The organism is Stenotrophomonas sp. NPDC077420, from assembly GCF_044543385.1.
Lineage (GTDB): Bacteria > Pseudomonadota > Gammaproteobacteria > Xanthomonadales > Xanthomonadaceae > Stenotrophomonas.
Genome location: NZ_JBITVZ010000021.1, coordinates 57,973 through 79,656, shown reverse-complemented (window position 1 = coordinate 79,656; position 21,684 = coordinate 57,973). Strand labels below are relative to the sequence as shown.

Annotated in this window: 19 protein-coding genes and 2 rRNA genes; 15 read left to right on the top strand and 6 right to left on the bottom strand. The window is 66.9% G+C overall.

The features are described 5' to 3' along the window. Positions 1–204: 204 nt before the first annotated feature. Positions 205–319, top strand: a 5S ribosomal RNA gene (rrf, locus tag ACIGII_RS17345). A 156-nt stretch (positions 320–475) separates the two neighbouring features. Next, positions 476–590: ribosomal RNA gene (gene rrf / locus ACIGII_RS17340) — 5S ribosomal RNA — on the top strand. Between the two features lie 402 nt (positions 591–992). Here the strand turns inward: rrf (ACIGII_RS17340) and ACIGII_RS17335 are convergent. Both ACIGII_RS17335 and ACIGII_RS17330 read right to left on the bottom strand, forming a co-directional pair. After that, positions 993–2,714 (bottom strand): M28 family metallopeptidase, encoded by a 1,722-nt coding sequence (locus ACIGII_RS17335; RefSeq protein WP_399640260.1) that lies wholly within the window; start codon positions 2,712–2,714, stop codon positions 993–995. Between the two features lie 52 nt (positions 2,715–2,766). After that, positions 2,767–3,429 (bottom strand): hypothetical protein, encoded by a 663-nt coding sequence (locus ACIGII_RS17330; protein ID WP_399640257.1) that lies wholly within the window; start codon positions 3,427–3,429, stop codon positions 2,767–2,769. Between the two features lie 94 nt (positions 3,430–3,523). On the opposite strand from ACIGII_RS17330, the gene ACIGII_RS17325 reads away from it, so the two are divergent. Both ACIGII_RS17325 and ACIGII_RS17320 read left to right on the top strand, forming a co-directional pair. Further along, positions 3,524–4,861 carry a murein hydrolase activator EnvC family protein gene (locus tag ACIGII_RS17325; protein WP_399640255.1) on the top strand — a complete coding sequence of 446 codons (1,338 nt, stop codon included), beginning with the start codon at positions 3,524–3,526 and terminating at the stop codon, positions 4,859–4,861. Between the two features lie 99 nt (positions 4,862–4,960). Further along, on the top strand, positions 4,961–6,415 hold the full coding sequence (locus tag ACIGII_RS17320) for a S41 family peptidase (RefSeq protein WP_399640252.1): 1,455 nt from the start codon (positions 4,961–4,963) through the stop codon (positions 6,413–6,415). A 31-nt stretch (positions 6,416–6,446) separates the two neighbouring features. On the opposite strand, the gene ACIGII_RS17315 is transcribed toward ACIGII_RS17320, so the two are convergent. After that, the gene (locus ACIGII_RS17315) at positions 6,447–7,139 is read right to left on the bottom strand and encodes a rhomboid family intramembrane serine protease (RefSeq protein WP_399640249.1); all 693 of its coding nucleotides are present in this window, start codon (positions 7,137–7,139) and stop codon (positions 6,447–6,449) included. A 229-nt stretch (positions 7,140–7,368) separates the two neighbouring features. Between ACIGII_RS17315 and ACIGII_RS17310 the strand changes: the two genes are divergently transcribed. Continuing rightward, entirely contained in the window at positions 7,369–8,712 is a 1,344-nt protein-coding gene (locus tag ACIGII_RS17310; RefSeq protein WP_399640247.1) for an outer membrane protein transport protein, read from the top strand. A 217-nt stretch (positions 8,713–8,929) separates the two neighbouring features. Here the strand turns inward: ACIGII_RS17310 and ACIGII_RS17305 are convergent, their stop codons facing one another. Further along, positions 8,930–9,661 (bottom strand): ThuA domain-containing protein, encoded by a 732-nt coding sequence (locus ACIGII_RS17305; RefSeq protein WP_399640244.1) that lies wholly within the window; start codon positions 9,659–9,661, stop codon positions 8,930–8,932. Positions 9,662–9,763: 102 nt separating this feature from the next. On the opposite strand from ACIGII_RS17305, the gene ACIGII_RS17300 reads away from it, so the two are divergent. Further along, entirely contained in the window at positions 9,764–10,408 is a 645-nt protein-coding gene (locus tag ACIGII_RS17300) for a hypothetical protein (RefSeq protein ID WP_399640241.1), read from the top strand. A 92-nt stretch (positions 10,409–10,500) separates the two neighbouring features. On the opposite strand, the gene putA is transcribed toward ACIGII_RS17300, so the two are convergent. Next, positions 10,501–13,725 carry a bifunctional proline dehydrogenase/L-glutamate gamma-semialdehyde dehydrogenase PutA gene (gene putA / locus ACIGII_RS17295; RefSeq protein WP_399640238.1) on the bottom strand — a complete coding sequence of 1,075 codons (3,225 nt, stop codon included), beginning with the start codon at positions 13,723–13,725 and terminating at the stop codon, positions 10,501–10,503. Positions 13,726–14,000: 275 nt separating this feature from the next. Between putA and ACIGII_RS17290 the strand changes: the two genes are divergently transcribed. From ACIGII_RS17290 to ACIGII_RS17265, 6 genes are all read left to right on the top strand, one after another. After that, positions 14,001–14,477 carry a DUF2244 domain-containing protein gene (locus ACIGII_RS17290; protein ID WP_145481215.1) on the top strand — a complete coding sequence of 159 codons (477 nt, stop codon included), beginning with the start codon at positions 14,001–14,003 and terminating at the stop codon, positions 14,475–14,477. 11 nt (positions 14,478–14,488) lie between these two features. Beyond that, a complete protein-coding gene (coxB, locus tag ACIGII_RS17285) occupies positions 14,489–15,436 on the top strand; it encodes a cytochrome c oxidase subunit II (protein ID WP_399640235.1) in 948 nt (315 codons plus the stop codon). A 67-nt stretch (positions 15,437–15,503) separates the two neighbouring features. Beyond that, on the top strand, positions 15,504–17,114 hold the full coding sequence (ctaD, locus tag ACIGII_RS17280; RefSeq protein WP_145481217.1) for a cytochrome c oxidase subunit I: 1,611 nt from the start codon (positions 15,504–15,506) through the stop codon (positions 17,112–17,114). Between the two features lie 7 nt (positions 17,115–17,121). Continuing rightward, positions 17,122–17,250 carry a hypothetical protein gene (locus ACIGII_RS17275; protein WP_314105704.1) on the top strand — a complete coding sequence of 43 codons (129 nt, stop codon included), beginning with the start codon at positions 17,122–17,124 and terminating at the stop codon, positions 17,248–17,250. After that, the gene (locus tag ACIGII_RS17270; protein WP_399640232.1) at positions 17,247–17,837 is read left to right on the top strand and encodes a cytochrome c oxidase assembly protein; all 591 of its coding nucleotides are present in this window, start codon (positions 17,247–17,249) and stop codon (positions 17,835–17,837) included. The genes ACIGII_RS17275 and ACIGII_RS17270 overlap by 4 nt, the downstream gene beginning before the upstream one ends. 20 nt (positions 17,838–17,857) lie before the next feature. Then, positions 17,858–18,736 carry a cytochrome c oxidase subunit 3 gene (locus tag ACIGII_RS17265; protein ID WP_311183612.1) on the top strand — a complete coding sequence of 293 codons (879 nt, stop codon included), beginning with the start codon at positions 17,858–17,860 and terminating at the stop codon, positions 18,734–18,736. 9 nt (positions 18,737–18,745) lie between these two features. Here ACIGII_RS17265 and ACIGII_RS17260 read toward each other — a convergent pair whose 3' ends face one another. Then, positions 18,746–18,964, bottom strand: coding sequence for a twin transmembrane helix small protein (locus ACIGII_RS17260; protein ID WP_038690924.1), 219 nt, complete (start codon positions 18,962–18,964; stop codon positions 18,746–18,748). A 57-nt stretch (positions 18,965–19,021) separates the two neighbouring features. Here ACIGII_RS17260 and ACIGII_RS17255 point away from each other — a divergent pair, with 57 nt between their 5' ends. The 3 genes from ACIGII_RS17255 to ACIGII_RS17245 all read left to right on the top strand — a co-directional run bounded on the left by ACIGII_RS17255 (position 19,022) and on the right by ACIGII_RS17245 (position 21,682). Then, positions 19,022–19,759 (top strand): SURF1 family protein, encoded by a 738-nt coding sequence (locus tag ACIGII_RS17255; protein WP_399640229.1) that lies wholly within the window; start codon positions 19,022–19,024, stop codon positions 19,757–19,759. 83 nt (positions 19,760–19,842) lie between these two features. After that, complete coding sequence (locus ACIGII_RS17250) at positions 19,843–20,418, top strand: hypothetical protein (protein WP_399640226.1); 576 nt, start codon at positions 19,843–19,845, stop codon at positions 20,416–20,418. 10 nt (positions 20,419–20,428) lie between these two features. Then, positions 20,429–21,682 carry a heme A synthase gene (locus ACIGII_RS17245; protein WP_399640224.1) on the top strand — a complete coding sequence of 418 codons (1,254 nt, stop codon included), beginning with the start codon at positions 20,429–20,431 and terminating at the stop codon, positions 21,680–21,682. Positions 21,683–21,684: the final 2 nt, after the last annotated feature.

Genomic DNA, 21,684 nt, shown 5'->3' with positions numbered 1-21,684 from the left:
GTGTAAGTACAGCAATGTATTGAGCTAACTGATACTAATGATCCGTGTGGCTTGACCATATAACCTCAAGTTGCCTTGGCCGACATGACATGTCGATGGATACCAAGTGCACGCTACGTCACAAGAACTATGAGAGGCAGGCGCAGTATGGCCGTGCTTTCCCCCAAGGGAAAACCACGAACATCGCGACGCTCCAACCGTCTCCCTGGTGAAATTAGCGCTGTGGAACCACCCGATCCCATCCCGAACTCGGAAGTGAAACGCAGCTGCGCCGATGGTAGTGTGGCTCAAGCCATGCGAGAGTAGGTCATCGCCAGGGTTTACACCCGAGAACCCCGCTGCACGCGCAGCGGGGTTTTCCTTTTTTTGCAGGCTCCGCGTTTCCGGGAGCCCGCACCCGGTAGCACACGACCGTTGGTCGTGTGGCACGGAGACCCAATGCCGAGCTGGCGCACCGCGCTGCTCCAACCGTCTCCCTGGTGAAATCAGCGCTGTGGAACCACCCGATCCCATCCCGAACTCGGAAGTGAAACGCAGCTGCGCCGATGGTAGTGTGGCTCAAGCCATGCGAGAGTAGGTCATCGCCAGGGTTTACACCCAAAACCCCGCTGCCCGCGCAGCGGGGTTTTTTCTTTGCGCGCGTCGTGGAGAGAGCGTGCCGACCAACGGTCGGCACCTACCGGAGGTGAGGCGCCTGAGGTGAGGCGCCTGATCAATCATCCGGCCGTAACCAGGGTGATGGACGCGGCTGATCAATCATCCGGCCGTAACCGGGGTGATGGATGTGCCGACCAACGGTCGGCACGTACCGGAGACCACCGGTCCTGGTGGCGCACGACCGTTGGTCGTGCGACGGCGCACCGCGCCGTGCATTCACCCGGCAGGTGCGTTCTCCGTCCGACACGCCGCACCACACGCGCCTTTCCTCCGACACGAACAAAAAAACGGCGCCCGTAGGGGCGCCGTCTCTTTCACTGCTCCAACTGCAGGCCTTACCGCGCCGGCGCGGCCGCCTCGGTCTTGCCCTTCATCATCTCGTCGCGGGCGGCCTTGAACGGATTACCCTCGTACCAATTCGTCCAGGTACCGCCAATCGCGATCGCCTTGCCCACGCCGTGCAGCAACTGCAGGTCTTCCACGGTGCCGTCCAGCTTCCAGGTGCTCGGGTCGTACTCGTCCTTCGGCCCGTGGTAACGATCGCGGCCATAGGCCTCGGCCGCCTTGCGACCCGCGTCCACGCCGCCGTCCAGCAGGTCTTCACCGCCGTCGGCATACAGCGCCGGCACGCCGGCCTTGGCGAAGTTGAAATGGTCCGAACGGAAGTAGAACCCGCTCTGCACCGAGGTCTCCCCATGCAGCGTGCGCTTCTGCTCGGCGGCCAGCGGTTTCAGGATGTCCTCCAGCTCCGAACTGCCGAAGCCGGTCACGGTCACGTCCTTGGCGCGCCCGGCCACCGACATCGCATCGATGTTGATCACGCCGGCAATCTTGTCCAGCGGGAAGGTCGGGTGGTTGACGTAGTACTTCGAGCCCAGCAGGCCCGATTCCTCCAGCGTCACCGCCAGGAACACCACCGAACGTTCCGGCGCCGGCTGCTCATGCGCCATCACGTCGGCAATCTCCAGGATGCCGGCAACACCGGTCGCATTGTCGATCGCGCCGTTGTAGATGTTGTCGCCCTGTTCGCCCTCGTGCTTGCCCAGGTGGTCCCAGTGGGCCATGTACACCACTGCCTCGTCGGCATGCCTGGTACCGGGCAACACGCCAACCACATTGCGCGAGGTCTTCTCGGCGATGGTGCTTTTCAGGTCCAGCGAGATCTTCGCCTTCAACGGTACCGGCTTGAAGCCGCGCTTGTTGGCGTCCTTGTACGCCTGGTCCAGGTCCAGCCCGGCGTCGGCAAACAGCTGGCGCGCCGCGTCGGCACTCAACCAGCCCTGCGCCGGCAGGCGGCGTTCCGGATCGTCCTTGGCCGGCAGGTCGTACTGCGGACCGGCCCACGAATTCTTCACCACATCCCAGCCATACGAGGCACCGGCGGTGTCGTGCACGATCAGCGCGGCCGCAGCGCCCTTGCGCGCGGCTTCTTCGAACTTGTAGGTCCAGCGCCCGTAGTAGGTCATGCGCTTGCCATCGAACAGGCTGTCGTCATTGGCATGGAAACCGGGGTCGTTGACGAACATCACCACCGTCTTGCCCTTCCAGTCCTGGCCGGCGTAGTCGTTCCACTTCTGTTCCGGCGCATCCACGCCATACCCGACGAACACCAGCTCACTGCCGTCGATCTTCACTTCCTGCTGGCCGCTGCGGGTGCCGATCACCATGTCGGTCCCGAACTTCAGGTCGCGCTGCTTGCCGGCCTGGTCCAGCTTCAGCACCGTGCTCTCATCGGCGGTGGTTTCGGTCATCGCCACCTCCTGGAACCAGCTGTCGCCGTTGCCCGGCTGCAGCCCGATGCGCTGCATCTGGTCGCGGATGTAGTTCACCGTGCGTTCTTCGCCGGTGCTGCCCGGTGCGCGGCCTTCGAATGCATCCGAGGACAGGGTCTTGACCAGCTCGCCGAAGTCGCCGGCGTTGATCTCGGCGGAGAAGGCGTGGCCGGCAGCCGCCGGCGTGTTATCGGCCACGGGCGCAGCGGCCGGGGCAGCGGTCTCGCCCTTGCACGCAGTCAACGCGGCAGTGGCGGCCAGGCACAACAGAAGTTTGCGGGACATCATCGATTCCTGGAGACAAGGGGCCGGTGCGCGGGCACCGGGGAAAAGGGTATCAATTGCGGGGCGCGGTGTCGGTGTCGAAGGGCACAGGCACGGTCCCGACCACCGGCCCGATCGACGCGGTGCGGTGGACGTACAACACCACATCGCGCTCGAAGCGCAGCTCACCGGCGACCGAAGCCTTCGGCCCAATGATGATCCGCGGCTTGCTCGGAGCGCTGAGCGAAATGCCGAAGCTCGGCTTTTCCACACGGATGCCGCCGCCGACCTGCGAACCGACGCCCACGGTGATGTCACCATTGACCGTCTTGATGCTGTTGCTCACGCGGGTTTCGACCAGTCCGATGCCGCCGTTCACCGTTTCAACGCCCCCCTCGATTTGGCTGCCACGGTCCACGAAGATGCCGCCATTGACGGTTTCCAGCGTGCCGCCCGCCTTCACCCGCATCCCCAGGGCAATCTTGCCGTTCACCGTGGACACACTGCCGGTGCTCGCGCCGTCGCTCACGGTGATGCCGCCATTGACGGTTTGAATGCTGTGGGTGGTGGCACCGCTTTCCACGGTGATGCTGCCATTGACCGTTTCAAGATCGCCATAGGCCCGGCCAGCTTCAGCGGTGATGCTGCCATTGACCTTGCTGATGTCATCAACCGCCCACGCCGACCCGCAGGACAGGGAGAGGACCAGAAGCATCGAGAGGGAGAGGGATTTCATGGGGTGTCGTCCGGTATGCGGCTGGCAGGCCGCGTGCAGGAATGTCACCATGCAGCGCTGCGATCCGCATCTGCCTGAAGTCACTGGAAAGCCCTTGCGCCACAACGCTTCTTCCTCACGCTGGCATAACAACTCGTCCGCTGGATCGAGCCGCGGCTCGCGCTGGACGGCGGCAGTGTCGTTGGCGCCGGTTCTGTGCGTATTGGTCCTGCTGGCGGTTGCGACCGTCCCGGTGGCTGCGCAGAATCCGAAAGAGGCCGAACGCAAACTGCAGAAGCTGCGCACCGAGCTGAAGGGCGTGGCGCAGGAGCGCCGCAGCCTGGAAGGACAGCGTGGCCAGGCGTCGCGCCAGCTGCGGGAAGCCGACGAGAAAGTCGCCCGTACCGGCCGGGTGCTGGCCCAGACCGAAACCGCGCTGCAGCGCGAGGCCCGCGCCCTGCAGGAACTGCAGCAACGCCGCAGCCAGCTGCAGGCCGGCCTGCAGGCCCAACGGCAGGAACTGGCGTCGCTGCTCCGCGCGGCGTACCGGATCGGCAACAACGCACCACTGAAACTGCTGCTGTCGCAGGACCGGGTGGCCGACGCCAACCGCACCCTGGCCTATCACCGCTACCTGCAGCGTGAACGCGCGCGCCGGATCGGCGCGCTCACCGCCGACCTGACCGAACTGGAAACGGTGGAAACGCAGATCGTCGAGCGCCAGAAGGCGCTGGAAGGAACGCGCCAGCAGCAGAAGCAGCAGGCGGCCACCCTGGCCGACGATCGCCGTACCCGCGCCGCCACTGTGGCCAGCCTGGACGAACGTTACAAGGATCGCAGCGAACGCGAGAAGGCACTGGGCCAGGACGCCAAGGCGCTGGAGACGCTGTTGGCCAATCTACGTGCCGCTGCCGCCCGCGCCGAAGCCGAACGACGTGCCGCCGCACGCCGGGCGGCGGCCGAAAAGGCCGCCGCGGAAAAGGCCGATCGCGCTGCCGCGGCCAGCGGCACCCGCCCACCACCGCGCCCGGGCAAGACGCCGCCGGCGGCGGCATCGGCACCGGCGCCCAAGGTCGGGGGGCTGGGCTGGCCGCTGTCGGGCAATCTGTTGGCGCGCTATGGCGGCAAGCTGCCCGACGGGCGCACCAGCAGCGGTGTCCTGATCGGCGCGGCCGCCGGCAGCACCGTCACTGCGGTGGCCGACGGCACCGTGGTGTTCTCCGACTGGATGACCGGCTACGGCATGATCCTGATCGTGGACCATGGCAACGGCTACATGAGCCTGTACGCCCACAACGACACCCTGCTGCGCGACGCCGGCGGCACGGTGAAGAAGGGCGACCCGGTGGCCAAGGTCGGCAACTCCGGCGGGCAGGGGGTCACGGCGCTGTATTTCGAATTGCGGCGTAACGGACAGCCGGTCGATCCGTCGTCGTGGTTGCAGCGACGGTAGGTGGGCTGTTCAACGGGAATTTACCGTGCCTTCGCGCATAATCGGTCGGCGCATCACTGGTGCGCCTGTTCCCGTCCCCCGCTCAACCTGGAGTGCTTCATGCGCGTAGCCCGTTCCGCCACCCTGCTGCTGGCCCTGGTGCCGGCGCTGTCCTGGGCGCAGCAGACCGCCCCGGTTCCGGAACGCGCTGGCGATGCCGCCTCCACGGAAGAAGCGGTCACCTCGCGGGTGCCGCTGGAAGAGATCCGCCGCTACGTGGGCGTATACAACGCCGTGCGCGCCGCCTACGTGGAGCCGGTGGACGACAAGAAGCTGATGCAGTCGGCCATCCGCGGCCTGCTGCTGGACCTGGACCCGCACAGCACCTACTTCGACAAGGAAGATGCCGAAGCCTTCGACGAGCAGGCCGAAGGCGCCTACGAAGGTATTGGCGTGGAGCTGCAGCAGCAGCCCGACAACAGCAGCCTGAAAGTGATCTCCCCGATCGACGACACGCCGGCGGCCAAGGCCGGCATTCTCGCCGGCGACCTGATCATCGCCATCGACGGCAAGCCGATCAGCGCGATTGAAGCCACCGAACCGCTGCGTGGCAAGGCCGGCAGCAAGGTAGTGCTGACCATCGTGCGCGAGGGCAAGGCCAAGCCGTTCGACGTGCCGATCACCCGCGAAACCATCCGAGTCACCAGCGTGCGCAGCCGGATGCTGGAGCCGGGGTATGGCTACATCCGCCTGAGCACCTTCCAGGCCGACACCGGTGCCGATTTCCAGAAGCATGTGGCGCAACTGCAGCAGCAGGCGGGCGGCAGGCTCAAGGGCCTGGTGCTGGACCTGCGCAGCAATCCCGGCGGCCTGCTCACCGCAGCGGTGCAGGTCGCCGACGACCTGCTCGACAAGGGCAACATCGTCAGCACCCGCGGCCGTATCTCGATCAGCGATGCGCGTTTCGACGCCACCCCGGGCGACCTGCTCAAGGGCGCGCCGGTGGTGGTGCTGGCCGACGCCGGTTCGGCCAGCGCGTCGGAAGTGCTGGCCGGTGCGCTGCGCGACAACGGCCGCGCCCGCGTGGTGGGCAGCCGCACCTTCGGCAAGGGCTCGGTGCAGACCGTGCTGCCGCTGGACAACGGCGACTCGGTCAAGCTCACCACCGCGCGCTATTACACCCCCAGCGGCAAATCGATCCAGGCCACCGGCATCGTGCCGGACGTGGTGCTGCTGCCGGAGAAAAAGCCGGGCGACCAGGACGACCTGCCTGCCAGCCTGTCCGACTACAGCGAAGCGACCCTGCCGGGCCATCTCCGGGGCGACGACGAAGGCGTCGAAGGCTACCAGGCCGGCGACGTCCTGCCCGGCGACGGCCCGATCCAGGACGCACTGGCCGAGCTGAAGCACCCCGGCGCGGTAGCAGCAAAACAAAAGCCGGTAGCGCCGGCCGTTGGCCGGCCCACGCAGAAGCCGGAACAAAAACCGGAACCCAAACCGGAACCCAAACCGGAACCGGCACCCAAACCGGAACCCAAACCGGAACCGGCACCCAAACCGGAACCCACCCCCTGAGGTAGCGCACGACCGTTGGTCGTGCGGCCCCTCAGAACCCGTGCCGCTTCCGCAGCCGCCGCGCAATGGCCGCGCGCACGTACACCCCATAGGCCAACCCGAACACGAACCCGGCGATGTGGGCCCACCACGCCACCATGCCGAAGCTCGGCCCGATGTACGCGAATACCACCTGCAGCCCGGCCCACACCCCGATCAACAGGTAGGCCGGGGCGCGCACGAACTCCAGGAACAACCCCAACGGGATCACCACCCCCAGCCGCGCCCCGGGGAACAGTGCCAGGTAGGCGCCGATCAGCGCCGACACCGCGCCGCTGGCACCGATGATGATCTGGTCCGGACTGCCCATGGTGTAGATCGCGGTCAGGTTGGAGACCGCGCCGCCCACCAGGAACAGCAGGATCAGCCGCCACGGCCCCAGCACCCGCTCGGCGGGCAGGCCGAAGATCAGCAGGAACACCAGGTTGCCCAGCAGGTGCGACCAGTCCGCGTGCAGGAACAGCGCCGTGAACAGCCGCAGCACGCTGCCGTCCTCGAAGGTGGCCCACCAGTCCAGCGGCCGGGTCAGCCCGGTGGACAGCGCGCCCCAGTCCATCCACAGGCTGCGGCGGGCGTCGCCGGGGCGCGAGATCGACCACAGGAACGCCGCCCACAGCGTCGCAAACAGCAGGGGCGTGGCCCAGCGGACGGCGGATTTCCTGCGCGAGGGAAGCGAGACGAACATGTGGGCGCTAGCCTACCGTGGGCGGCGGCCGGAGGGAGTAAACGGGTGTTCAGCCTGAATAGCCAAACCGGCTGATCGCGTTATTGTTTCATTAACCGGTCTGGGTATACTCGCATACGGCGTCGTATGTCGGGAGGGGACTCCGGCGCGTTGTTTCCCATCTTTCGGGGCGGGCAGCAGCGCAGGCGCGCGTAGCCAAAACCACACGCATTTCCGGAGAGAACACACGATGCATACCGCTTCCACCCTCGCCCGCGTCACCGCCCTGGCTGTCGGCATCGCCGGCGTGCTGGCCGTTGGCCACGTCAACGCCGCCGCTTTCCAGCTGAAGGAAAACAGCGCCAAGGGCCTCGGCCGCGCCTTCGCCGGTTCGGGTTCCGCCCAGGGCGACGCCTCGATCATGGCCGTCAACCCGGCCGGCATGCGCCAGCTGGAAGGCATGCAGATCCAGGGCGACCTGAGCGCCATCAGCTTCAAGGCCGAATACGAAGGCACCGGCCGCAAGCCGACCGGCCAGCCGCAGACCGGCGGCGACGGTGGCGACGCCGGCATGATCGCGCCGGTCCCGGCCGCCTACTTCCACATGCCCATCGGCGAACAGGCCCACTTCGGCGTCTCGCTGACCGCCCCGTTCGGCTTCAAGACCGATTACGACAATGGCTGGGTGGGTCGCTACAGCGGCCTGAAGACCGACCTGAAGGCGATCGACCTGGGCTTTGCCGCCTCGTACGACGTCAACCCGTACGTGTCCTTCGGCGCGTCGGTGTTCGTTGAGCACCTGACCATCGAACTGAGCAACAACATCGACTTCGGCACCGCGCTGGCCCAGTCCCGCGTGCCGGGCTTCGCCCCGGGCAGCGCCGATGGCAAGCTGACCGTCGAAGGCGACAACAACGCCGTGGGCTGGACCGTCGGCGGTCTGTTCAGCCCCGATGAGAACACCCACATCGGCTTCAGCTACCGCTCCAAGGTCGAGCACAAGATCACCGGCGGCGACGCCACCTTCGACGTGCCGGGCAATGCGGCTGCCGTGCTGGCGGTTGCCCAGCCGGGTCGCTTCGTGACCACCTCGGGCAAGGCCACCGTGACCCTGCCGGCCTCGGCTACGATGAGCATCACCCACAACGTCAACGACCGCTGGACCGTGATGGGTGACGTCACCCGCACGGCCTGGTCGACCGCGTTCGACCAGGTCACCATCGACTACGCGTCGGCGCAGCCGGACTCGGTGCTGGAATTCGGCTACCGCGACACGACCTTCGTCTCGCTCGGTACCGACTTCAAGCTGAGCGACACCGTCACCCTGCGTGGCGGCGTGGCATACGACCAGACCCCGACCACCGACGCACACCGCGACGTCCGCGTGCCGGACACCAGCCGCAAGTGGCTGTCGCTGGGCGTGGGCTGGACCCCGTCGGCGAACACCGAATACAACTTCGGTTACACCCACCTGTTCACCAGCGACCCGAACGTCATCGTTCCGGCCACCACGAACAACCAGGGCAACTCGCTGAACGGCAAGTACAAGGTCCGCGGCGACGTGCTGGCGGCCTCGTTCAACTACAAGTTCTGATCCACGGCGTTCGCGCCGCGTAGCACCGGAAGGCCCCGCGCAAGCGGGGCCTTCTGCGTTGTGGGTCGGCAATCGGATCGGCAACCGAACGCGAAACGGTATGCGGACCCGGATGCGGACCCGGATGCGAAACCGCAACGGTAGAGCCGACTGTCAGTCGGCTGCTCTACGCGCGGTCTACGGCTTCATGCGAACGGCAGCCGACTGACAGTCGGCTCTACCCGCACGCGGGTGAGCGTCCTGCGGCGTACAACAGGCCCTGGCGCAGTTGTGCCTGGAAGTCGCGGTTGCGGTACAGCGCCGCGTCGTGCCCCAGGCCGGTGTACCAGCTGCGGCCGCCCTCGTAGGCGTGACACCACGCAATGGGATGGTCGGCGCCCATCGTGCCACCCTGGTACATCCGCTCGTCCACCGTGGCCACGATCTGCAGCCTGCCGCGCGGCGTACTGCGGTAGTTGTACAGCTCGTCCCGCACGGGCCACGCGTTGCCCTGCGCCTTGCCGTCGCGCTCGGGCTGCACCCGGCTGAACTGCAGGCCTTCCGGGTGGTTCTTGAAATACGCGCCCACCAGCTGTCCGTACCACGGCCATTCGTATTCGGTATCGGCTGCCGAATGCACGCCCATGAAGCCGCCGCCGGCGCGGATGAAGGCTTCCATCGCCTGCTGCTGCGTCGGGTCGAGCACATCGCCGGTGGTGTTGGCGAACACCACCACCCGGTAGCGGGCCAGGTTGGTGTCGTTGAAATCGGCAGGATTCTCGCTCTGATCCACCGTCAGCCGTTCCCGTTCGGCCAGCAGGCGCAAGGTACTCACCGCCGTGGGAATCGAATCGTGGCGGAATTTCGCGGTGTGGGTGAACACCAGCACGCGGTCATTGGCCATCGCGCTCACGACAGGCGTGGCAGACAGGAACATCGCAAGCAACACGGGCAGGACATTCGGGCGCATGGCTGGATCATGCCACAGCCACGTACAATCCCGGTCCGCGCCCGCCCGGACCCTCCGGCATGCGGCGCAGGGACCGCTCCATGATCCATGACAAGGAATCCTATGTCGCCCGTTCTACTCCGCACCACCCTGGCCCTGGGCCTGTCCGCGCTGGCGGCACCGGCCTTCGCCGCCGATTTTGCCGCCTGCTTCACCCTCACCCCCGGCCTGCGCTGGTCCACCAGCGATGAAACGCTGACCATCGAGAACGCTGCGTTCAACCGCGCTCCGGCGATGAAGGTCTCCAGCGCCGGCGGCGGCGTCGGCCGCGCCAGCTTCTTCGACGCCAGTGGCCGCATGCTGCTGGGCGAGGAGCGCTATGGCATCGCCGCCTGGAACGGCGACGCCGCCGCACCGGTGATGACGGATGCCTTCGACCCGATGCCCACCTTCCCGCAGACCGCCGCGCCGGGCGAGCAGTTCCACGTCAACGGCAAGGGCACCCGCACCCACCATGGCGAAGGAACCGTCAGCGACATCGACTACGACGGCTTCAACGACTACACCTTCGTCGGCTTCGAGAACGTCGACGCCACCGTGGACGGCAAGCCGCGCACCTTCGACGGCACCTGCCATCTCACGGCACGGTTCGAAGACAACCGCATGGAGGTCTGGTATGCAGCGGGTTTCGGTCGCATCAAGTTCGAGCGTTACATGGGCGAGGAGCTGCTGATGCGCGATGAGATCGAAGCGATCCACGCCGACTGACGGCAGCGGCAGCACCCGCAAAAAACCCCGCTTTCGCGGGGTTTTTCATTCGAAGAGCGGGGCGCTGCCCCGCTGTCCGGACGCCGCCGACCTCAGTCACCCAAGGTCAGCAGCGAAGCATTGCCACCGGCGGCCGTGGTGTTGACGGTCACGGTCTTTTCGGTGGCAAACCGCAGCAGGTAGTGCGGGCCACCGGCCTTCGGACCGGTGCCGGACAGGCCCTGGCCGCCGAACGGCTGCACGCCCACCACTGCACCGATCTGGTTGCGGTTGACGTACACATTGCCCACGTTGATGCGCGAGGAAATGCGCTCCACGGTTTCATCGATGCGCGAATGCACGCCCAGGGTGAGGCCGTAGCCGGTGGCGTTGATCTGGTCGATCACCGCATCGAGCTGGTCGCCCTTCCAGCGGATCACGTGCAGCACCGGTCCGAAGATTTCCTTGTGCAGCTGGTCCAGGTTCTTCAGTTCGTACGCGCGCGGCGCGAAGAAGGTGCCATGCGCGGCGGCTTCGCTGAGCTCGGCCGCGGCGATCAGGCGCGCTTCCTTTTCCATGCGCAGCGCGTGTTCCTGGAGGATCTGCAGCGCGTCGGCGTCGATCACCGGGCCGACGTCGGTGGAGAGCAGGCCCGGGTCGCCGACCTTCAGTTCGGCCATGGCGCCGGCCAGCATGGTCATCACCTTGTCGGCGATATCGTCCTGCACGAACAGTACGCGCGCGGCCGAGCAGCGCTGGCCGGCCGAGGTGAACGCCGAACCGATGGCATCCTTGACCAGCTGTTCCGGCAGCGCCGAGGAGTCGGCGATGAACGCATTCTGGCCGCCGGTTTCAGCAATCAGCACGCCGATGGCAGCGTCGCGTGCGGCCATCGCGCGGTTGATGGCACGCGCGGTGTCGGTGGAGCCGGTGAAGGCCACGCCGGCCACGCGCGGGTCGGCGGTGAGCGCCGCGCCGACGGTGGCGCCGTCGCCCGGCAGGAACTGCACCACGCCTTCGGGAATGCCGGCATCCAGCAGCAGCTTCACCGCGTAGTAGCCGATCAGGTTGGTCTGTTCGGCCGGCTTGGCGATCACGCTGTTGCCTGCGGCCAGCGCGGCGGCGACCTGGCCCAGGAAGATCGCCAGCGGGAAGTTCCACGGGCTGATGCACACGAACACGCCACGGCCGTGCAGCTGCAGCTCGTTGGATTCGCCGGTCGGGCTGGGCAGCTTTTCGGCGTGGCCGAACTGCTCGCGTGCCTGCTTGGCGTAGTAGCGCAGGAAATCCACCGCTTCGCGTACTTCGGCGATGCCGTCGGGCAGGCTCTTGCCGGCTTCCTTCACGCACAGCGCCATGAACTCGGGCATGCGTGCTTCCAGCTGGTCGGCCGCATGCTCCAGGATCGCCGCGCGGCTCGCGGCCGGGGTGCGGTTCCACTGCGGCTGCGCGGCCACGGCATTGGCCAGCGCCTTTTCCACGGTCGCGCTGTCGGCCGGCTGCCACTGGCCGATCACCTGGCGGGTGTCGGCGGGGTTGATCACGTTGACCAGCGCGCCGGTCGGCTGCGCACCCGGCACCAGCGGGGCGGCCTGCCACGGCTTGATCGCCGCGTTGAGCTGCTCGGCCAGGGCGCGCAGATCGTTGTCGTTGGCGAGATTGACGCCCATGGAGTTCTTCCTGTCGTGGTTCTGGCTGCGCAGCAGGTCGACCGGCAGCGGGATTTTCGGGTGTGGAATGGAATCGAACGACGCAACGGCTTCAACCGGATCGCGGATCAGGTCGTCGATGGCCACGTCTTCGTCGGTGATGCGGTTGACGAAGCTGGAGTTGGCCCCGTTCTCCAGCAGGCGGCGCACCAGGTACGGCAGCAGGTCTTCGTGCGAACCCACCGGCGCGTATACGCGGCACGGCACGTTCAGGCGGTTGGCCGGCACCACTTCGGCATACAGGTCATCGCCCATGCCGTGCAGCTTCTGGTGCTCGTACTGGCCGCCCTTGGCGATCGCCTTCACCGCCGCGATGGTGTGCGCGTTGTGCGTGGCGAACATCGGGTACAGCGCGTCGGCGTGCGAGAACAGACGCTTGGTGCAGGCCAGGTAGGACACGTCGGTGTTCTGCTTGCGGGTGAAGACCGGATAGGCCGGCAGGCCGTCGATCTGCGCGCGCTTGATCTCCGCGTCCCAGTACGCGCCCTTGACCAGGCGCACCTGCAGGCGGCGACCGATGCGGCGGGCCAGGTCGGCCAGGTAGTCGATCGTGTACGGGGTGCGCTTCTGGTACGCCTGCACCACCACGCCGAAGCCTTCCCAGCCAGCCAGCGAAGCATCGCTCACCACCTTCTCGATGATGTCCAGCGACAGTTCCAGGCGGTCGGTTTCCTCGGCATCCACCGTGCAGCCGATGCCGTAGGACCTGGCCAGCTGCGCCAGTTCCAGCACGCCGGGCACCAGGTCGGCCATCACCCGCGCGCGCTTGGCGTGTTCATAGCGCGGGTACAGCGCCGACAGCTTGATCGAGATGCCCGGTGCCGCGTTGACGTCGCCGTCCGGACGGCCGCCACGGGCCTTGTGGTCGCCACCGATGGAGTGGATCGCGCGGCGGTAGTCTTCCAGGTAGCGCCTGGCGTCCTTCATGGTCAGCGCGCCTTCGCCGAGCATGTCGAACGAATAGCGGTAGCTGGCGTTGTCGCCCTTGTGCGAGCGCGACAGCGCTTCGTCGATGGTGCGACCCATGACGAACTGGTGGCCCATGATCTTCATCGCCTGGCGCACGGCCAGGCGGATCACCGGCTCGCCCACGCGGCCCATCAGGCGCGCGAAGGCGCCGGGCACGTCCGAGCGGGTGGCGTCGTTGATCTGCACGATGTGCCCGGTGAGCATCAGGCCCCAGGTGGAGGCGTTGACCAGCACCGAATCGCTGCCGCCCAGGTGCTTCTTCCAGTCCGCTTCGCCGAGCTTGTCGCGGATCAGCTTGTCGGCAGTGTCCTGGTCGGGGATGCGCAGCAGCGCCTCGGCCACGCACATCAGCAGCACGCCTTCTTCGCTGCCCAGGTCGTACTGGCGCATGAAGGCTTCAATCGCGCCCTGGTCCTTGGCGCGCACGCGCACCCGCGCCACCAGATCGGCGGCGGTGGCCTGCACGGTGGCCTGTTCGTCGGCCGGCAGGCGCGCCTGCGCCAGCAGCTCACGCACGTGGCTGGCTTCGTCCTTCATCCAGGCATCGGTGATCGCCTGGCGGAACGCGTTGGGGACGGCCGGCAGCTCGGGCGACAGCAGCGGCGGGCGGGAGGCGCCGGACGGAGCCGGGGCAGGGGGAAGCGCGGAAGATGCGGTCATGCCGGTTGGCTCATGGAGAACTTGACCATTTTAATCGCTTTTTCATCCCCGGAAACAATCGGGAGCGCGCTGCAGATGACGTTCATAGCCTTTCATACAGGGGGATTCGGCAGATCGGGCAGGGCTGTGAAAAAGTGTGCCGTTTTCGTCAAATCGGCTGCCGGTGCTTATGCTGTCTTGCACCATTCCTGAAATTGTGAATGCACCCTTGCGGCTCGCGCGACAGCAGGGCTACCATCGAGACGTTTCCCGCGGCAGGAAAACGCGGTTGCGACATGATCGAGGTGCTGACAGCTCCGGACGGATCAGGAACGCAACTGCGGCTGCGTCCCCCACGGGCGCTCGATGCCCGGCAGTTCGTCCTGTTGTTTGCTGTGTTGGCGGGGGTGATGTGGCTGGTGGCCGCCCTGGGCTGGTTCACCGGCAACGTGTTCGCCCCCTTGTTTGCGCTGCTGTACAGCCTGTTGCTGGCAGCGGCACTGCGCGCGTTGTGGCGCAGGGGTGAACGGCAGGAAGAAATCCGGGTAGTGCCGGCGTGCGTGGAGGTGATCCCCGCACCCGGTCAATCGCCGGTGTTCAGCGCACATCCGCATTGGGTGCGCCTGCTCGCCGACGAAACGAGGGTCCGGCTGGCGTCCAGCGGTAGGCAGGTGGAAGTGGGGAGTTTCCTCGCACCAGCCGAACGCCAGGCACTGGCAGAGACACTAGAAGGCTTGCTCGTGGCCAGCGATGGCTGCAACCGACGACGCTAAGGGTCTAGGCAATGAAGCAACGCAGAAAGTGGGGCACGCAGTTCGTAAAAGCAGTGGGGTACGGGGCAGCGCTGTTGGCGCCGGCACTGGCGTGGGCCCAGGCGGCCGACCCCAAGCCGTGGCAGCTGAACATGGGCAAGGGGGTCACCCAGAGCTCGCGGCTGGCCTGGGAATCCAACATGTTCTCGCTGTGGGTGTGTACGGTCATCGGCGTGCTGGTGTTCGGCGCGATGTTCTATGCCATCTTCAAATTCCGCAAATCCAAGGGCGCGGTCGCCGCCACCTTCAGCCACAACACCAAGGCCGAGGTGATCTGGACGGTCATCCCGGTGCTGATCCTGGTGGTGATGGCCTGGCCGGCCACCGCCAACCTGATCAAGTTCTACGACACCCGCGATGCCGAAATGACCGTCAAGGTCACCGGCTACCAGTGGATGTGGAAGTACGAATACCTGGGGGAGGACGTCAGCTTCACCAGCCGCCTGGACCGTGAGTCCGACCGCGTCCGGCAGAGCGGCGCGGTGCCCGACCGCGACACCCACCCGCACTACCTGCTCGACGTGGACAACCGCCTGGTGCTGCCGGTCGATACCAAGGTGCGCTTCGTGATCACCTCCGACGACGTGATCCACGCGTGGTGGGTGCCGGCGCTCGGTTGGAAACAGGACGCCATTCCCGGCTTCATCAACGAGGCCTGGACCAACATCGAGCAGGTCGGCGTATACCGCGGCCAGTGCGCCGAGTTGTGTGGCAAGGACCACGGCTTCATGCCGATCGTGGTCGAGGCGGTGTCCAAGGACGACTTCCAGAAGTGGCTGGCGGAAAAGCGGCCGAAGGCGGCCGATCCGGCACCGGCACCGGCCGCGCCCGAAGCCACCCCGGAGGCAACGCCTGCTGCCGCACCGGCGGCACCGGCCGCACCGGCGCCCGCGCCGGACGCGGCGCCGGGCAACGCCTGACATCATCGAACCGCGCACGCCGCACGGCGCGCGTGGCTACCAGCGGAACCAATGAGGTGTAGTTGCGATGGCGCATACCGCAGTTGATCACGACGGGCATCACGGGCATCAGCAGTCGTTCTTCGAACGTTGGTTCTTCTCGACCAACCACAAGGACATCGGCACGCTGTACCTGCTCTTCAGCTTCATCATGTTCATCATCGGTGCGGCGATGAGCGTGATCATCCGCGCCGAACTGATGCAGCCCGGCCTGCAGTTCGTGAAGCCGGAAACCTTCAACCAGCTCACCACCGTGCATGCGCTGGTGATGATCTTCGGCGGGGTGATGCCCGCCTTCGTCGGCCTGGCCAACTGGATGATCCCGCTGCAGGTGGGCGCGCCGGACATGGCGCTGCCGCGCATGAACAACTGGTCGTTCTGGCTGCTGCCGGTGGCCTTCAGCCTGCTGCTGCTGACCTTCGCGCTGCCCGGCGGCGCCCCGGCCGGTGGCTGGACGCTGTACCCGCCGCTGTCGCTGCAGGGCGGCTACAACGTGGCGTTCACCGTGTTCGCCATCCACGTAGCCGGCATCAGCTCGATCATGGGCGCGATCAACATCATCGCCACCGTGCTCAACATGCGCGCCCCGGGCATCGACCTGCTGAAGATGCCGATCTTCTGCTGGTCCTGGCTGATCACCGCATTCCTGCTGATCGCGGTGATGCCGGTCCTGGCCGGCGCGGTGACCATGCTGCTGACCGACAAGTTCTTCGGCACCAGCTTCTTCAATGCCGCCGGCGGTGGCGACCCGGTGATGTTCCAGCACATCTTCTGGTTCTTCGGCCACCCGGAGGTGTACATCATGATCCTGCCGGCCTTCGGCGTGGTCAGCGAGATCATCCCCACCTTCAGCCGCAAGCCGCTGTTCGGCTACCAGGCCATGGTCTACGCCATCGCCGCCATCGCGTTCCTGTCGTTCATCGTGTGGGCCCACCACATGTTCACCGTGGGCATGCCGCTGGGCGGGGAAATCTACTTCATGTTCGCCACCATGCTGATCTCCATCCCGACCGGGGTGAAGGTGTTCAACTGGGTGAGCACGATGTGGCGCGGTTCGCTCACCTTCGAAGCGCCGATGCTGTGGGCGGTGGCCTTCGTCATCCTGTTCACCATCGGCGGTTTCTCCGGCCTGATGCTGGCCATCGTGGTGGCCGACTTCCAGTACCACGACACCTACTTCGTGGTCGCGCACTTCCATTACGTGCTGGTCACCGGTGCGGTGTTCGCGTTGATCGCCGCGGTGTACTACTGGTGGCCGAAGTGGACCGGCCGCATGTACAGCGAGTTCTGGGCCAAGGTGCACTTCTGGTGGTCCATCGTGTTCGTGAACCTGCTGTTCTTCCCGCAGCACTTCCTGGGCCTGGCCGGCATGCCGCGGCGCATTCCCGATTACAGCGTGGCCTTCGCCGACTGGAACCTGATCAGCTCGATCGGTGCGTTCGGCATGTTCGTCACTCCCTTCATGATGGCCGCGATCCTGATCGCGTCGCTGCGCAACGGCGAAAAGGCCGCCGACCGTTCGTGGGAAGGCGCACGTGGGCTGGAATGGACGGTGCCGTCACCGGCCCCGGCGCATACCTTCACCGTGCCGCCGACCATCCGCCCGGGCGACCTGGCCCACGACGACATCACCCACTGAGGCGCGCATGCAGGACATGACCGACCCCGACTTCATCCAGCGTCGTAAACGCGCCCGCCGCACCGCACTGTGGGTCGGCGCGGTGGCCGTGCTGGTCTATGTGGGCTTCATCCTCAGCGGGGTGCTGGGCCGATGAGCGCACCGCGCCCCGCCACGCCCGCGCCGCATGCCGGGCTGCCGCGCCTGATCGGGGTGGCGGTGGCGGTGTTCCTGCTCACGTTTTCGCTGGTGCCGCTGTACCGCATCGCCTGCGAAAAGGTGTTCGGCGTGCGCCTGGAGCGTGGGCCCGGCGCCGAGGCGAGCGCAGGGCCGGCCGCTGCCAGGCGCACCGTGCGGGTGGAATTCGACGGCGGGGTCAATTCGAAACTGCCGTGGGCGTTCCATCCCGAACAGCTGAGCATGGACGTGGTGCCCGGCGAGCTCAACGAGGCGCTGTACTACGCGCGCAACGACAGCGACCGCGCGCTGGTGGGCAGCGCGGTGCCGTCGGTGGCGCCGGCCAAGGCCTCGGGCTACTTCAGCAAGACCGAATGCTTCTGCTTTACCGCGCAGACCCTGGTGGCCGGTGAGAAACGCGACATGCCGGTGCGCTTCATCGTCGACCCGGACCTGCCGGCCAACATCAAGACCATCACCCTGTCCTACACGTTCTACAAGAACGACGCGCTGTCGGCGCAGCTGGCCACGGCAGCACCGCCGGCCACCGCGCGCTCGGCACCCTGATACGTACCTGGATACCGACCATGGCCGCACAGCACAGCCCCGACGCCAACGTGTATTTCGTGCCCACCCACAGCAAGTGGCCCTTCATCGGTTCCATCGCGATGATGGTCACCATGGTGGGCGTGGCCAGCTGGCTCAATGATGCCGGCTGGGGCAAGTGGACCTTCTACGCCGGCATCGCGATGCTGGTGCTGACCCTGTTCTGGTGGTTCAGCGACGTGGTGCGCGAGTCGCAGGCCGGCCACTACAACCGCCAGGTCGACGGCTCGTTCCGGATGGGCATGGTGTGGTTCATCTTCTCCGAAGTGATGTTCTTCGGTGCCTTCTTCGGCGCGCTGTTCTACACCCGCAACCTGGGCCTGGCCTGGCTGGGCGGCGAGGGCGACGGGGTGATGACCAATGAACTGCTCTGGGACGGGTATTCGGCGGCCTGGCCGACCAACGGCCCGGGCGCCATCGGCGGCCATTTCCAGACCATTCCGGCCTGGGGCCTGCCGCTGATCAACACCCTGATCCTGCTGACCTCCGGCGTCACCCTCACCATCGCCCACCATGCACTCAAGGCCGGCCACCGCCGCCAGCTGCTCGTCTGGCTGGGCATCACCGTGCTGCTCGGCGCGTTCTTCCTGACCCTGCAGGCCGAGGAGTACATCCACGCCTACAAGGAACTGAACCTCACCCTGGGGTCGGGCATCTACGGCTCCACCTTCTTCATGCTCACCGGCTTCCACGGCGCGCACGTGCTGCTGGGGACGATCATGCTGATCGTGATGTGGCTGCGCGCGGCCAAGGGCCACTTCACCCGCGACAACCACTTCGGCTTCGAAGCGGCGGCGTGGTACTGGCACTTCGTCGACGTGGTCTGGCTGATGCTGTTCCTGTTCGTCTACGTGCTGTAGTGCCTGGCGTCAGCCGCCGATGCCATGCGGCTTGATCCAGCCGCTGTAGATGCCGATGGCCACCAGCGCGATCAACGCCACCGACACCGCGATGCGGCGGGTGAGCGCATTGACGGTGCGCTTGGTCTGGCCACGGTCGACCAGCAGGTAGTACAGCCCGGCGCCCAGATTCCAGACGATGACGATCAGAAACGCGATTACCAGCAGGGTCTTCAACGAATCATTCATGCGCGGCTCGAGGGCAGGGCGGGTACGCCTATCTGACCGCGTTTCGACGGCGTTGTCATGATGCGCCAGCACACGCGCCTGGTCGGCTGGGTGGCGGCCATCGTGGTGATCATCGGGTTCTGCCAGCTGGGCCGCTGGCAGCTGCAGCGCATGCACGAAAAGCAGGCCCTGCTGGACCAGCAGCTGCCGGCCCGTGCGCAGCCCCTGACCCTGGCCGGCGCGCAGGCCGCGCCGCCACGGCTGCGCTGGGTGGAGGACCACGGCACGTTCCTGCGCGGCACCGTGCTGCTCGACAACCAGACCCGCGCAGGGCGCGCCGGGGTCAAGGTGTACCAGCCCTTCCGCAGCGACGCGGGCGCGCAGGTGCTGGTCGACCTGGGCTGGCTGCCGATGCCCGCCGACCGCCAGCTGCCCCCGATCGCCCCGCGTGAGGGGGCCGCACGCATCGCCGGCCTCCTTGCACCGCCCCCGGCCACCGGCATCGCGCTCGGTCCGGCATTGACCCCCGCCGCGCAGCCCGACGTATGGCTGGCCAACCGCATTCCGGCGGATGAGGTGGCCGCCGCGCTGAAGCTGCCGGCACGCAGCCTGCGCACCCCGGTGCTGCGCCTGGACCCCGCGCTGCCCGGCGGCTACGCCCGCGACCTGGAGCTGCTGCCCAATACCCTGCCGCCCAGCCGCCACCTTGGTTACGCCGTGCAGTGGTTCGCCCTGGCGCTCACCGTCCTCATCGTCGCCCTGCTCCTCGAATGGCGCTCCCGCCGCCCTCCCGCGCGCGACTGTCCCCACCGGTAGCGCCGGCCGTTGGCCGGCCCACGCAGGCCCGCCACCGCCCGAACCGCCGGCACACCCCATCCAACCATGAGAAAATCCCGCCCATGAATGCCATCACCCCGGAACAGCTGAAGGCCCGCAACCGTGGCCGCTGGACCCTGGTCGCGCTGTTCGGCCTGTTCTTCGGCGCGATGGCGTTGGCCGGCGTCCTGCGCTTCTCCGGCTGGCAGCCGGCCGCGCACCGCAACATCGGGCAGATGCTGCAACCGCCGGTGGACGCGCGCGCGCTGCCGCCGACCCTGGCCAGCGGCGAAGCCTACCCGTGGAATCCCGATGCCCACGTCTGGCGCATCCTGGTAGCGCCCGCCCCGGGCTGCGCGGCCGAGTGCGTCACTTTGTCGCAGGGATTGGGCAAGGTGTGGCAGCTGTTCGGCCATAGGGCCGATAATGTCGAGATCCTGTGGCTGGGTACGCCGCCGGCCGAGGCACAGGGCCTTCCCGCCCTGCGCGTGCTGGCCCCCCAGCCGAGCCTGCGTGCCGCCCTGCCCGCCGTGGATGACGCCGCCGGCACGCCCGTCTATGTGATCGACCCGAACGGGTTCGTGATCATGCGATATGCGCCGGGATTCGAATTGGCCGGTCTGCGCAAGGACATGGCCACGCTGTTGAAACTGAAGTGAGTCCCGTTTGATGAACCCCACCGCGCGCCCGGCGCTGCATCGCAATTTCCACCGTCTGGCGTGGTTCGCCCTGATCATGACGGCCAGCACGATCATGTTCGGTTCGTTCGTGCGCCTGTCCGATGCGGGCCTGAGCTGCCCGGACTGGCCGACCTGCTATGGCCGGGTGACCTGGCCGCAGCACGCGCAGGACGTGATCGGCCACGAAGCGGCCAGGATCCGTCCGCTGGAAACGCACAAGGCGTGGCGCGAGCAGGTGCACCGTTTCCTGGCCGGCGCGCTGGGCATTGAAATCCTCACCCTGGCGCTGCTGGCCGTGCGCCGCCGCAACTGGGGCACCACCGCGGTGGCGACCGCGTGCGTGCTGGTGGCCACCGGCATACCGCTGTACATGCTGGGGCACCACGTCCCGGCGAGTATCCTCGCCATCACCGGCGAGGTGATCCTGCTGGTCGCCGCACTGCGCTGGAACAACATCGACCTGGCGCGCGCGGCGCTGCTGACCCTGGCGGTGGTGATCTTCCAGGCCCTGCTGGGCATGTGGACGGTGACCCTGCTGCTCAAGCCCATCGTGGTGATGGGCCACCTGCTGGGCGGCATGCTGATGTTCGGCCTGCTGGTCTGGATGGCGTGGCGCGCCACGCACATGCCGATCACCCTGGTCGAAGCGCCGAAGCTGAAATGGCTGCTGCGCATCGGCGTGGCCGTGCTGGTGATGCAGATCGCGCTGGGTGGCTGGGTGAGCGCCAACTACGCGGCGCTGGCCTGCGGTGGCGGCAGCGCTTCGCTGGACAACTTCCCGCGCTGCGTGAGCCAGTGGTGGCCGCCGCACGACTTCAAGGAAGGCTTCACCCTGTGGCGCGGGATCGGCGTGGATTACGAAGGGGGCGTGCTCGACGGCGCTTCCCGCATCGCGATCCAAATGGCGCACCGCATGTTCGCGGTGGTGGTGGCAGTGTACCTGCTGTGGCTTGCGGTGCGCCTGTACCGGCTGCCGAGCATGCGCGGCTGGGCCAGCGCGCTGGGCCTGCTGGTGGTGCTGCAGATCACCCTGGGCATCCTCAACGTGAAGCTGGCGGTGCCGCTGGAAGTGGCGGTGGCGCACAGCGGGGGTGCGGTGGCGTTGCTGTTCGTGCTGGTGACGTTGCTGGCTAGGCTGCGGGCGCCGGATGCTGAGGGTAGCCGACTAACAGTCGGCTCTACCGTCGGCGCTACCGCCGGTGCTGCCGCCGGCGCCGCCGTTGGCGCTGGAAACGTGGGCTGATC